At 71.8% G+C, this 15,518-nt stretch carries 12 protein-coding genes; 5 read left to right on the top strand and 7 right to left on the bottom strand.

Annotated features, from left to right (window positions below):
- Nucleotides 1–39 precede the first annotated feature (39 nt).
- Nucleotides 40–1,983, top strand: a complete 1,944-nt coding sequence (gene asnB / locus AC3WRT_RS10875) for an asparagine synthase (glutamine-hydrolyzing) (protein ID WP_492721764.1) — start codon at nucleotides 40–42, stop codon at nucleotides 1,981–1,983.
- Between the two features lie 49 nt (nucleotides 1,984–2,032).
- Here asnB and AC3WRT_RS10870 read toward each other — a convergent pair whose 3' ends face one another.
- Entirely contained in the window at nucleotides 2,033–2,662 is a 630-nt protein-coding gene (locus AC3WRT_RS10870; protein WP_492721763.1) for an LURP-one-related family protein, read from the bottom strand.
- Between the two features lie 77 nt (nucleotides 2,663–2,739).
- On the opposite strand from AC3WRT_RS10870, the gene AC3WRT_RS10865 reads away from it, so the two are divergent.
- The 3 genes from AC3WRT_RS10865 (at nucleotide 2,740) to AC3WRT_RS10855 (ending at nucleotide 7,795) form a co-directional block, all read left to right on the top strand.
- Complete coding sequence (locus tag AC3WRT_RS10865) at nucleotides 2,740–3,015, top strand: hypothetical protein (RefSeq protein WP_492721761.1); 276 nt, start codon at nucleotides 2,740–2,742, stop codon at nucleotides 3,013–3,015.
- 158 nt (nucleotides 3,016–3,173) lie between these two features.
- Nucleotides 3,174–7,307, top strand: a complete 4,134-nt coding sequence (locus AC3WRT_RS10860) for an AAA domain-containing protein (protein WP_492721759.1) — start codon at nucleotides 3,174–3,176, stop codon at nucleotides 7,305–7,307.
- Between the two features lie 62 nt (nucleotides 7,308–7,369).
- Complete coding sequence (locus AC3WRT_RS10855; RefSeq protein WP_492721757.1) at nucleotides 7,370–7,795, top strand: tetratricopeptide repeat protein; 426 nt, start codon at nucleotides 7,370–7,372, stop codon at nucleotides 7,793–7,795.
- 90 nt (nucleotides 7,796–7,885) lie between these two features.
- On the opposite strand, the gene mscL is transcribed toward AC3WRT_RS10855, so the two are convergent.
- From mscL to AC3WRT_RS10830, 5 genes are all read right to left on the bottom strand, one after another.
- A complete protein-coding gene (gene mscL, locus AC3WRT_RS10850) occupies nucleotides 7,886–8,251 on the bottom strand; it encodes a large conductance mechanosensitive channel protein MscL (RefSeq protein ID WP_492721755.1) in 366 nt (121 codons plus the stop codon).
- 165 nt (nucleotides 8,252–8,416) lie between these two features.
- A complete protein-coding gene (locus AC3WRT_RS10845; protein WP_492721754.1) occupies nucleotides 8,417–9,115 on the bottom strand; it encodes an SAF domain-containing protein in 699 nt (232 codons plus the stop codon).
- Nucleotides 9,115–10,020: an S-methyl-5'-thioadenosine phosphorylase gene (locus tag AC3WRT_RS10840; protein ID WP_492721752.1), complete on the bottom strand. Its 906-nt coding sequence runs from the start codon at nucleotides 10,018–10,020 to the stop codon at nucleotides 9,115–9,117. Before AC3WRT_RS10840 ends, AC3WRT_RS10845 begins: the two co-directional genes overlap by 1 nt.
- 73 nt (nucleotides 10,021–10,093) lie before the next feature.
- Nucleotides 10,094–10,465: an FmdB family zinc ribbon protein gene (locus AC3WRT_RS10835; RefSeq protein WP_492721751.1), complete on the bottom strand. Its 372-nt coding sequence runs from the start codon at nucleotides 10,463–10,465 to the stop codon at nucleotides 10,094–10,096.
- A gap of 43 nt (nucleotides 10,466–10,508) precedes the next feature.
- Nucleotides 10,509–12,029: a potassium/proton antiporter gene (locus tag AC3WRT_RS10830; RefSeq protein WP_492721750.1), complete on the bottom strand. Its 1,521-nt coding sequence runs from the start codon at nucleotides 12,027–12,029 to the stop codon at nucleotides 10,509–10,511.
- 271 nt (nucleotides 12,030–12,300) lie between these two features.
- Here AC3WRT_RS10830 and AC3WRT_RS10825 point away from each other — a divergent pair, with 271 nt between their 5' ends.
- Nucleotides 12,301–14,835 (top strand): penicillin acylase family protein, encoded by a 2,535-nt coding sequence (locus tag AC3WRT_RS10825; RefSeq protein WP_492721861.1) that lies wholly within the window; start codon nucleotides 12,301–12,303, stop codon nucleotides 14,833–14,835.
- Nucleotides 14,836–14,902: 67 nt separating this feature from the next.
- Here the strand turns inward: AC3WRT_RS10825 and AC3WRT_RS10820 are convergent, their stop codons facing one another.
- Complete coding sequence (locus tag AC3WRT_RS10820) at nucleotides 14,903–15,517, bottom strand: 5-formyltetrahydrofolate cyclo-ligase (protein ID WP_492721748.1); 615 nt, start codon at nucleotides 15,515–15,517, stop codon at nucleotides 14,903–14,905.
- Between the last annotated feature and the right edge of the window lies 1 nt (nucleotide 15,518).

The raw sequence follows: 15,518 nt of genomic DNA, 5'->3' as shown, positions 1-15,518 counted from the left end.
ACATCATTGCCCGTCACACGAGGACGCAGGAGGACGGGCATGTGCGGAATCGCCGGATACTTCGGCCTCGAGCCGGACGCCCAGCTGCTGGAACGGATGGCAGCCGTCCAGCAGCACCGTGGCCCCGACGACCGCGGCACGCACCTTGACGGTCCGGTGGGCCTGGCGCACCAACGCCTGTCGATCATCGACCGCGAAGGCGGCAGGCAGCCGATGGTCACGGCCGACGGCCGCTTCGTGATGGCATACAACGGCGAGGTGTACAACTACCGCGACCTGCGTGACGAGCTGGAGGGGGAGTCGCGCACCTTCGTGACCCACAGCGACACGGAGGTCGTGCTGCAGGCGTATGCCGCCTGGGGCCCCGAGGCGTTCGACCGCTTCAACGGCATGTTCGCGATCGCCGTCTGGGACGCGTCCGAGAAGATGCTGACGCTCGCCCGCGACCACTTCGGGATCAAGCCCCTGCACGTCGCCCGGGTGCCGGCCGGGCGCGGCACGCTCGCTCACGGGCAGAGCGAGGCGTGGCTCTTCGCCAGCGAGATCAAGCCGATCCTGGCCAGCGGCCTGCACGACCGCGCCCCCAATGAGCGCGCCATCTACCGCTACCTGCAGCACCGGGTGCACGACGACGGGCAGGAGACCTTCTTCGCCGGCATCGAGCGGCTGGTGCCGGGCGAGATGGTCACGATCAGCGCCGGCGGCCTGGAGCGCAGCCAGTTCACGAGCCTGCAGGAGGACCTCCTGCAGGACCGCCCGGCCGCGAGCGGTGCCGGCCCGGAGGCGGTCGCCGCGCTGCGGGACGGCCTGATGGAGTCCATCTCGTTGCGCCTCCGGTCCGACGTCCCGGTCGGCACGTCCCTGTCTGGTGGCCTCGACAGCTCCACGATCGCCGTGGCGATCGACCGGCTGCTCATCGCCGGCGACCACGCGGCCGACGCGGTCGGCCATCGGCAGCAGACATTCTCGGCCGTGTTCACGGGCTCGCGCAACGACGAGGAGCGGTGGGTGGACGACGCCGTCGACGCCTGCGCGGGACCTGTGCAGTCGCACCGGGTCCGACCCACGTCGCAGCAGTTCCTCGCGGACGTCGCCGACTTCGTGCGAACCCAGGAGGAGCCCGTCGTCTCGACCGGGCCGTACGCGCAGTACCAGGTCATGCGGGAGGCGAGCCAGCACGTCACCGTCATGCTCGACGGCCAAGGCGCGGACGAGATGCTCGCGGGCTACGTGCCGCAGCACGTGACCTATCTGCGCAGCCTGATGCGGACTGACCGGCGTGACGGGGTCAGGGAGCTGTTCGCTGCTCGGGACATCTTCGGCGCCCAGATCCGGGCGCGGGTGCGCGCCCGCGTGCAGGGCGGCCAGTCCACCCGCAGCCTCCTCGCGCCGGACTTCGTCGCAAGCCACTCCGACGACTCCTACGTGGTGGAGGCGGCGGACCTGCGCCGACGACTTGTGCACGACCTCTTCGTGGCTTCCCTGCCCGCGCTGCTGCGCTACGAGGACCGCAACTCCATGCGCTTCTCCCTCGAGGGGCGCGTGCCCTTCCTCGATCTGGGCCTCGTGCGCGCCGTCTTCGCGATGCCCGACGACGCCGTCATCAAGAAGGGATGGAACAAGCGCGTCCTGCGCGAGGCGGTGCAGGACCTCCTCCCCGCGTCGATAACCCGCCGCCGCAACAAGATCGGCTTCACGACGCCTCAGAACGAGTGGTTTCACGAACAGCGCGACTTCGTCTACTCGGTCATCCTGTCCGAGTCCTTCGCCCGGCGCCCCTACTTCAACCAGGCCGAGATCGTCACGGCGTTCGACCGCTGGCTGGCCGGCAAGGGTTCGCTGGACTCGATGGCCTTCTGGCGCATCGTCAACGTCGAGCTCTGGCTGCGTGAGTTCTTCGACGCCGCACCCGGCTCCGAGCCGCTGCCAGAGGCCGTCGAGGCGGCGCCCACCGCCCGTGACGCCTCAGGCGTCCTGCTCTGACGACGGACCTCCGACGATTGACGCAACGAGCCCTCTCATCGGTCGCTGTTCAGCGGGACTGCAGGGCGTCCAGCGCGACAGCCATCGCCATGCCGACGCGCCAGTCGATCGGCTTGCCGTCGGGAAGCGCCGGGAGCGTCACGTGGTAGACGTCCTTGAGGCCGGCTTTCTTCGTCGAGCTGAGCGCGACCGACCCGTCAGGGTCGGCGAAGTCGAAGTGGAAGAGCCAGGGCGAACCGAGATCACCGACCACCGGCACGAAGTCCCAGACGCGCCGGATGAGAGCCACCTTCGCATTGCGCTCCCGGCCCACGAACTCGCGTCCATCAGGCAGCCCCAGCCGCCACGTGGAGTTCAGGAGCGAGGCCGTGAACTGCTTCTTGAACCAGCCGATCGGCTGGCCCACGCTGTCGGTGACGTCGTAGGTGGAGCCGAGGTCCAGGCGCTTGCGGGCCTTGAAGCCGAAGAGGGGGTGCGTCCTGGCCGAGTCGGTGTAGAAGGTGACCTGCTCCTTGGCGGCCATCCGCTTCTGCTCGGCGAAACAGAGCAGGCCCAGCTCCTTGCCATTCTCGTCGGCTCTCATGATCTCGTAGCGGTTGACCATCAAAGTCAGCTGCTGGCGGAGTACGTATCGCTCCGCGGCGGCGTCGGGGTGGGCGTCGGCAACAGGCTCCGTCATGGGCCTACGCTCGCACGCTTGCGCCGCGGCCGTCACCATCCGCCCGCTCGTCCTCACCTTTCGACTAACCTCCCCGGATGCAGAGGGGAACGCGTGAACGTGTCAGGCTGCTCGCCCTGGGCGCCGGAGTCTTGACCGTCGGTGCCGGCATCGCGGCCCTCAACTGGCTCCACACGTGGCGGGCCTTCCGGGACCTCGACGCGACCGCGCGGGCGGGACGGCCGAGCGCCGTGACCGTCGCGTCGCAGGGCATGGTGCGGCAGTGGATCGCCGTCGCTCTCGTCGCTCTCGTCGCTCTCGTCGTGGCGGGAGGGTCTGCTCTCGTCGCGCGTCGCCGCACCACCGACGCCTGACGGCACCGGCAGCCGTCAGCACTGTCTTCCGAATCCCTCATCCCGGGTTGCTGGGCGGTTTGTGCGGATTCAGCGCCCGTCTCGGAATCCAGCCGGAAACCTTCGCGCCACGGCTGTCGGTCGCCGTCGCACGCGGCTTCGTTCGTTAGCCTGCTGGAATGACCGACGCCCTCAGGACCGACCCCGCCCTCCCGGCCGAGTCGCCCTCGGGCGACCCGCGCGCCGACCGCGTCGCGGCGGCCGTCAAGACCTGGCAGCGCACCCTGGTCGACCTCGGCGGGCGCAACACGCTGCTGTGGTACCGCGACCTGCCCTCCGGCACGCTCGACCTCACGACCGCCCACCCGGGCGGCGTCTCGATGCTGCTCGCCGGACGCCGCACCCGCCTGTCGGACCTCGTGCGCGAGCCTGCGGCCTTCGAGGAGGCGCGCCGACGCGCCCGTGCGATCCGGTCCAAGGCGCTCGAGCTGCGTGAGGAGCGGGGCATCGCGGCCGGCTTCATCGCCGTCGGGATGGCCACCTGGTCCGTGCCGCGCGCCGCCCGACCCCCGGCCTCGCCCGTGCTGCTGCGCTCGTGCGTGCTGCGCACCACGGGCGCCGCGCAGGAGGACTTCGAGATCGACCTCGGTCCCGAGGCAGAGCTCAACCCCGTCCTGCGGGAGTACCTCCGGTCCGAGCAGGGCATCGAGATCGACGCGGACGCGCTCGCCGACCTGGCCACAGCCGGCAACGGGTTCGACCCCTACCCGGTGTATGCCGCGTTGGGCCACGCGTGCGAACGCGTGCCCGACTTCGAGATCACCCCGCGCCTGGTCCTCGGCACCTTCTCCTACGCCAAGCTGCCCATGGTCGCCGACCTCGCCCTACAGGGCGGCACCCTCGCCGACCACGACGTCGTCGCGGCGCTTGCCGGCGACGAGTCGGCCCTCGCAGCCGTGCGCCTGCGCCTGCCCGACAGCGAGCCCGACCCCGACCCCGAGCACGAGTTCCTCGTGCTCCACGCCGACTCCTCCCAGACCGCTGTCATCGACGCCGTCCGCGCCGGCGCCCACCTCGTGGTCAAGGGCCCGCCCGGGACGGGCAAGTCGCAGACGATCGTCAACCTCATCGCCTCCCTCGCGGCCGAGGGCAAGTCCACCCTCTTCGTCGCCGAGAAGCGGGCAGCGATCGACGCCGTCCTCAGCCGGCTCGACCGGCTGGGCCTGGCCGACCTCGTGCTCGACGCGTACGACGGGCCCACGAACAAGCGCGCCACGGCGCAGCAGTTCGCCCGGAGCCTCGACGCCGCGCTCGAGAACGACGCCCGCGATGCGGACCGCACCACGTCCGCGCTGCGCGAGCGCCGCACGCGTCTGCAGGATCACGTCCGTGCCCTGCACCAGGTGCGTGAGCCCTGGGGCGTCTCGGCGCACGAGGCGCAGGAGGCCCTGGTCGAGCTCGGCACGCGTACGCCTGCGCCCACCTCCCACGCCCGTCTCGGCAGCAAGGAGCTGGCGGACCTCAGCCGCACCCGCGCCGTCGAGCTCGGACGACGGCTGCGCGACGCCGCCGGCCTCGGCGCCTGGACGCGGGACGGCGACGACCGGTGGTTCGGTGCGCGCATCCTCACCGGCGACGACGCCGCCCGGGCGCTCGACATCACGACCCGGCACAGCACCAGCGGGCTCGACGACGTCGCCCGCAGGCTCAACTTGATCCTCTCGGAATCCCATGTGCCGCAAGCGCACTCGCTCGAGGACTGGAAGTCGGCCTTCGAGACGATGGCGAGGGTCCGCGAGACGCTCGAGGTCTTCCGGCCGGAGGTCTTCGACATCCCGCTCAAGGAGCACATCGCGGCGACGGCCACCCGTGACTGGCGTGAGGCCCGCGACGTCGACATGGGGTGGGTCGCCCGCTGGAGGATCCGCCAGCAGACGAAGCGACTGCTGCGTCCCGGACGTCCCCCGGCCAACCTCCACGAGGACCTCGTGTCGGCCAGCGAGCAGCGCGAGCACTGGTTCCAGCTCGTCGGCGGCGGAGGCCGGCCGGAGATCTCGCCGCGCCTCGACGAGGGACTCGCCCTGCTCCGTGAGCTCACGACCGACCTCGAGTGGCTGGACGACCGGCTGCAGCGGGGTCCCGATGACCAGACGCTGACGGCCCTGCCGCTGAGAGAGCTGCGGGAGCGGCTCTCGGCCCTGGCGAGCCGGCCCGACCGCATCGCCGTGCTGCCCCAGGTCACCAGCGCGCTCGACGAGGTGCGTGCGGCAGGGCTCGGTGCCGTCGTCGACGACCTCGCCCGGCGCGGCGTCGCCACCGAGCAGGTCACCGCCGAGGTGGAGCACGTCTGGTGGGCCTCCGTGGCCCAGGAGCTCACCGTCCGCGACCCTGCCTACGGCGCCCATGACGGCGCGGGGCTGCGCCGCGACGTCGCCGAGTTCGTCGAGGCAGACCGTGCGCACCAGTCCGCCACCGTCGGACGAGTCAGGGCTGCGGTGGCCCGCAACGTGCGCGAGGTCCTCGCAGACCACCCGGCCCACGAGTCGCTCGTACGCGCCGAGGCCGGCAAGGCCCGCCGTCACCGGCCGCTGCGCGACCTCGTGCCGCAGGCCTCCGCTGCGCTCACCGCGATCAAGCCCTGTTGGGCGATGAGCCCGCTCGTGGTGGCCTCGACGCTACCTCCGGGTCGCTGGTTCGACGTCGTCATCTTCGACGAGGCGTCCCAGGTGCAGCCGGCGCAGGCCATCTCGGCCATCTCCCGCGCCCGCCAGGTCGTGGTCGCCGGCGACGAGCGCCAGCTGCCGCCGACCAACTTCTTCACCGTCGTGTCCGACGACGAGGGCGACACCACGACCCCGGCCGACGAGACGCTCACCGAGGGGTTCGAGTCAGTGCTCGACGTGCTCGCGGCCGCGCTGCCAACCCGCAACCTCAGCTGGCACTACCGCAGCCGCGACGAGCGGCTCATCGCCTTCGCCAACCAGGCGATGTACGACGGGCGGCTCACGACCTTCCCGGGCACCTCGCTCGGCTCGGCCGTCGCCTTCGAGCCGGTCGAGGGACAGGCCGTGGTCCAGCCCGGCGTCGACACCATCGAGACGACCGACGGCGAGGTCGCCCGGGTCGTCGAGCTCGTCCTCGAGCACGCGCGCACCCGCCCGGCTGAGTCGCTCGGCGTCATCGCGCTCGGTATCAAGCACGCCGACCGCCTCGAGGACGCGATCACCGACGCACTGCGCACCGCCCCCGACGTCGCCGCCTTCTTCGACGACGCCCATGACGAGCGCTTCTTCGTCAAGAACCTCGAGCGGGTGCAGGGCGACGAGCGGGACGCCATCATCCTGTCGATCGGTTACGGCAAGACGCCGCACGGGAGGGTGCTGCACCGGTTCGGCCCGCTCAACATCGAGGGCGGCGAGCGACGCCTCAACGTCGCAGTCACCCGGGCGCGGGCGCGGATGACGGTCGTGTCGGCGCTGCGGGCGGCCGACCTGGACCCCAGCCGGCTCAAGGCCAGGGGGGCGCTCATGCTGCGTGACTTCCTCGCGTATGCCGAGAGCGGGGGGAGCGTTTGCGACGAAAGCACGCTCTTCGCCTCCGCTCCAGCCACCGCCGACCCGCTGCGCCACGACCTCGCCGAACGCCTCCGCCGCGAGGGCCTCACCGTGCACGAGGACTACGGCACGGCGAACCACCGCATCGACATCGCGGTCGAGGACCCCTACCACCGCGGACGCGGGCTCGTGGCCGTGGAGACGGACGGCGACCGGTATGCCGCGTTGCGCAGCACGCGCGACCGGGATCGTCTGCGGCCCGAGCAGCTCGGGCGGCTCGGCTGGGTCCACGAGCGGGTCTGGAGCACCGACGTCTTCCGGGACCCGGCTCGCGAGATCGCCCGCATAGTGACGCTCGCGCGCACCTCGTCCCGGCCCGACGGCAGCCCGACCGCGGCGCCGTCCCAACCGACCTCGGTGGCCGAACAGGCCGCCTCCTCGCTGTCGGCCGCTCGCAACGGCGACGCGTCCCGGAACGGAGACGAGCCTGCCGACCAGGCGGCAGCGTCACCGGCCGCCGATGGCGCCTCGACGGAGGCGGAGTCGGCTGCCGCTCCGACGTCGAAGCGCAAGCGCCGCCGGGTCTTCCGGAAGGGGACTGGCGCGGCCGAGAGCACCCCCGAGGCTGAGTCGGGGGAGCCTGGTGCCGCCCTCGGGCGCAGCAGCGACGAGCTCGACCTCGGTTGGGGCGAGCGGCCCTCTGGCGCCGGGCTCGGCGACCGCTGGCTCGAGGAGCAGCGCCCTCCGCACTACGAGTGAGTCCCCGGTTGGGGTGGGCGAGCCCGCGGAATGAGGCGACCTCGTGCCGCGTTGAGGGGCACATGACCATGACGACACCGTTCTCGCTGCGCCTCTCCTGGGCCCAGGGCCTCTTCGAGCGAGGGGAGCACGCTGCGGCTGCCACTGCGCTCGCCGAGCTGGTGGACGAGGTCGGGTCGTCCCGCGCGGCCGGCGCGGACGCCGACCCCGTGCTGCACTCGGTGACGGACCTGCGGCTCATGCTCGCTCGGGCCTACTTCCAGTCGGCCCAGCTGGGCCGGGCCCAAGCCACGCTCGAGCGGGTCATCGAGGAGTCGCCGACCGACCCCTACGCCCACCTGCTGCTGGGTCGCACGCTCCAGCGTGCCGGCCGGCACGCCGAGGCCGCCCGCCCACTCGCCCTCGCGGAGGTCCTCGGCGGCTACGAGCGGCCCCAGGCCTACGGCAGTGCTCGCGGCGCCGAGAGCCCCGAGACCGCCGACGTCTGATCCCTGGACCTGACGCTTCTGGGACCCAGCCGGGACGGAGAGTGCCCACTCGACGTGATCGTCGAGTGGGCACTCTCGTACGGGATGCGGTCAGCGGGCGCGGAGGCTGTCGCGGATGTCGGTGAGCAGGATGATCTCCTCGGACGGAGCCGCCGGCTCCGGCTCGATGCCCCGCTTGCGTCGCTCGGCCAACTTGTTCATCGGGAGGACGACCAGGAGGTAGACCGCCGCGGCGACGATGAGGAAGCTGATGAGCGCGGTGATGAAGGCGCCGAGCTTGACGTCTCCGGGCTTCCAGTTGGAGAAGTCGGGAGTGCCGCCGACCTTGCCGATGAGATCCATGATGACGGCTACGAACGAGGTGACGACCTGGGCGAAGGCGGTGCCGATGACGACGGCGACTGCGAGGTCGACGACGTTGCCCCGCATCAGGAAGTCCTTGAAACCCTTGAGCATGAAGCGTCCCTTTCTGTGCCCCTGGAGGGGTGATCTCGATGCCTCGGGGTGGGCGTCGCGGTGCGATCTCGACCCCTGGGCCTGCCTGGTCCTGCGAGCCTGCGGCCCGCCTGCGACGCTGCTGCCTGAGTGGCTGGTGTGACGAGCACTCCGGGCGTGCCGAGCCTACTGCGTGCGGGCGGGCCCGCGCCTGATGGCGATGACCAGGCTCTGGCCCGCCTCCAGCGCACTCAGGCCGCGGGCGACCTCCGCAGCCTGCGTCGCGTCGAGCGCCAGCGTCACCCGCGCCGGCGCTGCGCTGCCCAGCCCGGTGACCTCCTCGGCATCGTGGACGGCAAGGACCACGACGTCGGTTGCGGCCCGAACGCCCGACCCGGTGGTGTAGAGGTCGACGCGGCTGCCCGGCCGCACGCCGACCGAGGCGGCATCGAGGACGGGGACGCTGATGGCGACCCGGTCCTCGGGCTGGCCCGCGAGCAGGTCACCGCCGACGAGTCGCCCGGGCGTCAGGACCTCCTGCGGCGTGAGCGGCGCCGCCGCGACCCGGCCGACTGCCTCCTCGGCCGTCGTGAGGGCAGACACCGGCCGCTGCCCCTCCGGTCGCACGGCTACCGACACGTCGTCGGGACCCAACGTTCGCCCGGCCGCGACGTCCCGGACGACGACCACCGTCGGCACCCCTGCCCCTCCGGCAGGGGTGGGGCGCAATGCCCCGACGGTGACGAGCACGGCGAGCCCGGCCAGCGACGCTGCCGCCCAGCGGCGCCACCGGGTGCGTCGCGCCCGGCGCCTGCGTGGTCCGTCGGGCCAGGCCGCAGCCCCGCGGTTCCTGCGCCAGCGTGACCCTGCGCGCGGGCCGGCCATCAGGGCAGCAGGAACGGCAGCTCGACACCGTCGAGGCTGCGTCGGCACGGGCAGGTCGCGGTCTCGTCAGGCTCGTGGGCCGGCAGCTGGCCGATGGCGTCGCGCAGGATGCCGGTGAGGTGCTCGATGTTCGTCGCGAAGACCCGCAGCACCTCCTCGTGGGTGACCGCGTCGCCGCCCTCGACCCCGGCGTCGTGGTCGGTGACCATGGCGATCGTCGTGAAGCACATCGCCAGCTCGCGGGCCAGCGCCGCCTCGGGCATGGTCGTCATACCGACGATGCCGAAGCCGGCCTGCTGGTGCATGAGCGACTCGGCGCGGGACGAGAAGCGCGGGCCGTTGACGACCACGAGCGTGCCGTCGGGGACGACCTGCAGGTTCGAGAGCCGCGCGGCGTCGACGGCGACCTGGCGGCCGTTGGGGCAGTAGGGGTCGGCGAAGCCGACGTGGACGACCGGACCCTCGCCGTCGTAGACGGTGTGCGCCCGCCCCCAGGTGCGGTCGACGACCTGGTCGGGCACGACGATGGTGCCGGGACCGTGCTCCGGCTTCAGCGAGCCGACGGCACAGGGGGAGAGGATCTGGCGCACGCCCACCGCTCGCAGCGCCCAGAGGTTGGCGCGGTAGTTGACCCGGTGCGGCGGGAAGCGGTGCCCCTTGCCGTGCCGGGCGACGAAGGCCACACTGCGCCCCTCGACCTCGCCGACGACGAGGGGGTCGCTGGGACGCCCGAACGGCGTGTCGACCTCGACCGTCTCGTAGTCGTCGAGGAACTCGTAGAGCCCGGACCCGCCGATGACGCCGATCTCGGCGCGCGTGCCGGGCCCGCGTGCGTCCCGGGCGTCCGGCACGTCCGACGCGTCCGCGACGGCGGGATCGGACACGGTCGTCTGCTCACTCGTCATGCCAGGAGCCTAGGGCTGGCGCTGGGCCGGCCGGACGGCATACGCCCCCGGGTGGGGACAACGTCCCCGAGCGTCAGGAGGGTGTGGACGACGAGCCGGAGGTGGAACCCGAGCCGCTCGACGGGGCCGAGGAGGCCGACGAGCCGGAGGTGGTCGATGCCGTGGACGTGCCGGAGCCGCTCGACGAGTCGGACGACGGCGACGCCGCGGCATCCTTCTTCTTCTCGCCCGAGCCTGCGCCGTCTGCCGCGGCGCTCTTGGTCGATGCCCGCGAGTCGGTCTTGTAGAAGCCGGAGCCCTTGAAGGCGATGCCGACCGGGTGGATCACCTTGCGCAGCCGCGGTTCGCCGCACGACGGGCACACCGTCAGGGAGTCGTCGGTAAACGACTGGCGGATGTCGAAGGCGTGGCCGCACTCTTGGCAGGCATAGGAGTAGGTGGGCACAGGGGTCCTCGGACGTCGGAAGGGGAACGGGCCGAGGGTCAGTCTACGGCCAGCCGGCGAGCCGCCCGCCGCGGCTGATCTCACGGATGCGGCGCTCGGTGCGCTGCCTGACCCGGGAGGTGGCCACGACGAGCAGCCGGTCCCCGTGACGGATCGTGGTGTGAGGCTCCGGCACGAAGCCCTCGCCCTGGCGCACGACCAGCGTGACGTTGGCGCCCTTGGGCAGGCGCAGCTCGAAGACGGCGACGCCGTGCAGCCGTGACTCGGCGCCGACGGTGACCTGGATGACGTCGGCGCCGATCTCCATCAGCGAGGTCGACTCGAGGTCGACGTCGACCGAGTGCACCTGCTCGGTGAGCCCCAGCCGCCTGGCCACCCACGGCAGCGTCGGCCCCTGGACGAGCATGAAGATGACGACGAGCATGAAGACGAGGTCGAAGATCCACTCGGTGTCGGGCGTCCCCACGACGAGGGGCACCGTGGCGAGCACGACGGGCACGGCTCCGCGCAGCCCCGCCCACGACAGGAAGAGCTGGTCGCGCCACGGCACCTTGAACCACGACACCGACGCGAACACCGACAGCGGGCGGGCGACGAGGAGCAGCACGAGGCCGATGACGACGGCCGGCACGAGCTGCTCGTCGAGCCGGGTCGGGTCCGCGAGCAGGCCGAGCAGGACGAAGAGCCCGATCTGGGCGATCCAGCCCAGCGCAGTCGCGAAGCTCTGGAAGGCCACCCGGTTGGGCAGGCCCATGTTGCCGAGCAGGAGGGCCGAGAGGTAGGTGGCGAGGAAGCCGGAGACGTGCAGGGCCGCGCCCACGGCATACGCCAGCACTGTGAGCGAGACGACGCCGATGGAGAAGAGCGCCGAGGACGCCCCTGCGACGCGATGCAGCCCCTGACCGCCGAGCCAGCCCACTGCCCCGCCGACGGCGGCCCCGCCGAGGAGCTCGAGGGCCGCGTGGAGCACCAGCACCCACCACGGGTCAGCCGTCCCGCCTGGCACCCCCTGGGCGGCGAAGGCGACGACGAGGATGACGACCGGGGCGTCGTTGAAGCCGGACTCCGCCTCGAGCATCCCCGACAGCCGCTTGGGCAGCGGAACGTTCCGAAGCACGGCGAAGACCGCGGCGGCATCCGTCGACGTGACGATGGCGCCCATGAGGAGCGAGATCGTCCATGACAGCGGCAGCAAGGTGTGCGCGGCCACGGCCACGACCATCACCGACACGACGACCCCGACGGTCGAGAGCACCGCCGCCGGTGCGACGGCGTCCTTGATGTTGGACCACGACGTCGTCAGGCCGCCTTCGGCGAGGATGAGCACGAGCGCGGCGTAGCCGAGCACCCGCGTGATGGAGGCGTCGTCGAACTCGATGCCCGCGCCGGCGTTGCCGAGCACCAGGCCGATGCCGAGGTAGATGAGCAGCGAGGGCAGGCCGGACCGGACCGAGAGACGGACGGCTGCGACAGCCACGAGAAGCACGAGCGACCCGACGAGGAGCACACGCGTCAGGTCGTCGAGGTCCATGGTCGACGACGTGATGCTTGCGAGTGCGGTCAACGGCAGCTCCTCAGGTCTGCCGCAATCCAACCATCCCGTCGTCCGCAGCCGCGCCGCGGTCCGTGGCGCCGAACGCGCCCCGGCGCGCGCCGAGGGCGCCTCCAGCGGCCCCTGAACGCCACTCGAGCGGGCTTTGTCGTCGGTTCGGCAACGATGTCGGCCGGCGCCCCACAGGCTGCAGGTCCGCCTCCCGACGGTGGCCTAGGCTCGTCGCGTGTCACGGTTGAAGCGCACTCGTCGGATCGTCCTGCTCGTCGCCGTCCTCGTCGTCATGGCGGTGGTCGCCGTCGGGATCCTGGCGATCGGGGTCGTGCGTCAGTCGTTCCCCGAGACCGCGGGCCGGCTCGAGATCGAGGGCCTGACGAGCTCCGTGTCCGTCCACCGCGACGACCGGGGCGTCCCGACCATCTATGCCGACAACGCCAACGACCTCTTCCGGGCGCAGGGCTTCGTCAGCGCCCAGGACCGCTTCTTCGAGATGGACCTGCGCCGCCACGTGACGGCCGGCCGCCTCTCCGAGCTCGTCGGCAGCGCCGGTCTCGACAGCGACAAGGCGATCCGTGCGATGGGGTGGCGTCGCGTCGCCGAGCAGGAGCTGCCGAGGCTCGCGCCGGAGACACGCCAGTACCTCCAGGCGTACGCCGACGGTGTCAACGCGTACATCAAGCAGGTGGAGTCGCCCGAGAAGATGTCGCTCGAGTACACCGTGCTCGCGCGACGCAACCCGGGCTATCGCGTAGAGCCGTGGTCGCCGGTCGACTCCCTGGCCTGGCTCAAGGCGATGGCGTGGGACCTGCGGGGCGACTACAAGGACGAGCTGGCCCGCGCCCGGCTCTCACGCACGACCCGCTCGCTCAAGCAGATCAACCTGCTCTACCCGCCCTATCCCGTCGATCGGAACCAGCCGATCCTGTCCGAGCAGGACTGGCAGCCGGCTGCCTCAGCGAGCGACCAGGCGGCCACGGTGGAGCCGGCGGCCCTGACGGCGATGCGCTCGTCGGACGGTGGCGCTGCCATCGACTCGGCGCTCGCCTCGGTCGACGCGGTTCCGGTGAGCCTGGGCCGCGGTGAGGGCATCGGCTCCAACTCGTGGGTGGTGTCGGGCAGTCGGACCACGACGGGCAAGCCGCTGCTCGCCAACGACCCGCACCTCTCGCTGTCCATCCCCGGGATCTGGGGCCAGGTCAACCTGCAGTGCCGCACCCTCAGCCCCTCGTGCCCCTTCCAGGTGTCGGGCTTCACCTTCTCCGGACTGCCCGGCGTGGTCATCGGCCACAACGCCAAGATCGCGTGGGGCATGACGAACCTCGGGCCCGACGTCACGGACTTCTACCTCGAGCAGGTCTCGGGCGACACCTACCTTCGCGACGGCGTCGACAAGCCGATGGAGAAGCGCCAGGAGGTGATCAAGGTCGCCGGCGGCGCCGACGTGCCGCTGACGGTGCGCTCGACCGTGCACGGCCCGGTCCTGTCCGACGTCGTCCCGGCCATCGATGCGGCGGGTGACCGCAGCGTCGTGCGCGGCGCGCCCCAGTCCAACCGGTATGCCGTGTCGCTCGCGTGGACGGCGCTGACCCCCGGCACCACGGCCGATGCGATCTTCGCGTTGAACCGGGCGACGGACTGGTCCGACTTCCGCAAGGCCGCGGCGCTCTTCTCGGTGCCGTCGCAGAACCTCGTCTACGCCGACACCGCCGGCCACATCGGCTACCAGGCCCCGGGCAAGATCCCGGTCCGTCGCTCGGCGACCCCCGGGGCGTCCCCCGGCTTCTGGCCGTCGCCCGGCTGGGACTCGCAGTGGGACTGGAAGGGCTATGTCCCGTTCGACGAGCTGCCGAGCACCTTCGACCCTGCCGAGGGATTCCTCGTCACGGCCAACCAGGCGGTGACGGCCAGCCCGACGCCGTTCCTGACGTCCGAGTGGGACTACGGCTTCCGGGCCCAGCGCATCCGCACACTTCTGGCCGCGACCCCGAAGGTCTCGCCGCAGGCGATGTCGCAGATCCAGGGCGACACCCGCAACACGTATGCGCCGGCCCTCGTCGAGCGCCTCCTCGCCGTGCAGGTCGACGACTTCACGGCTCAGGCACAGCGGCTGCTGCGCGACTGGGACGGCAGCCAGCCCAACGACAAGAGCCGCGACTCCGCTTCGGCGGCGTACTACAACGCCGTCTGGAAGTACCTTCTCGAGTACACCTTCGACGAGCTTCCCCCGGACATCGCGCCGGACGGCGGCAGCCGCTGGATGGTCGTCATGGAGCAGCTGCTGAAGGACCCGAAGAACGACTGGTGGGACGACAAGACGACGCCCGGCGTGACCGAGGGGTCCGGCGAGATCCTCAAGCGAGCGCTCGTGGAGGCCCGGCTCGACCTGGCGCGCGAGCTCGGCAAGGTGCCGGCGACGTGGCGCTGGGGACGCCTGCACCAGCTCGACCTCAAGCACCAGGTGATGGGCGCGGACAGCGTGCCGAACGTCGTCCAGAACCTCTTCGACCGCGAGGACATCGAGCTGGGCGGCGGCAGCTCCATCGTCAACGCGAACTCGTGGAACGCCTCCAGCCCCGGCTATGACGTGACCAGCGGCCCGTCGATGCGGATGATCGTCGACCTCGGCAACCTCGACGCCTCCCGCTGGGTCAACTCCACCGGGCAGTCCGGGCATGCCTACGACGACCACTACTCCGACCAGGTCGACGCGTGGGCCGCCAACGACACCTTCGCGTGGCCGTTCAGCCCGGCGGCCGTGCGCGAGGCGACCGACGACGAGCTGACGCTCGTGCCGCCGTCGCCCGCCGCTGCTCCCTGACGCGCGTCGCCCCACCGGGGGCGTATGCCGGGTGCCTCCTCCCCGGGGCGGGTGCGGTAGCAGCTCGTCAGCGCAGGCGCACCACGCGCCCGGTGGTCGTGACGTAGCCGTCGACGGGCACGTCGTGGGCGTCGACCGGCAGGTCCGTGTCGCTCTGCTCGCCCTCGTGCAGCAGCGTCACCACGGGGGCTGCAGGGTCGCGGTGGAGCAGCGCGCGGTCGTAGCAGCCGCCGCCCTGGCCGAGGCGGTTGCCGTGCCGGTCGACGGACAGGCCGGGGGTCACGACCAGGTCGCAGTCGGACAGGGCGTCGGTGCCGAGCCAGCCGTCGCGCTCGCCGGCATCCGGGGCGCGGCCTCCTCGGCTCGGCCGGCGCACGGTCGCGTCGTCGCCCGAGGCGCCCGCCACGGCATACCTCCACTCGAGCGAGAAGTCGTCGAGCACGACGGGCACGATGACCGCGTGGCCCGCCCCGAGGAGCGCCTCGACGAGGCGGCCCGTCGGCGGCTCGTCCCGGAGCGACTCGTAGACCGCGACCCGGCCGGGGTCGGGCACGAAGCGCAGCACGGCCTCGGCGATGGCCGAGGCGGCCACATCGCGCTCCGCCGCGCTCACCCTGGCGGCGATGTCCCGCCTCCGTGCGCGGGCGACGTGACGGAGGTCATGCTTCGAGGCGGCGTTCATG

This window comes from Terrabacter sp. FW104-15G4B (genome assembly GCF_058790095.1).
The sequence above is the reverse complement of the archived record's forward strand: the minus strand, read 5'-3'. Positions and strand labels throughout refer to the sequence as shown.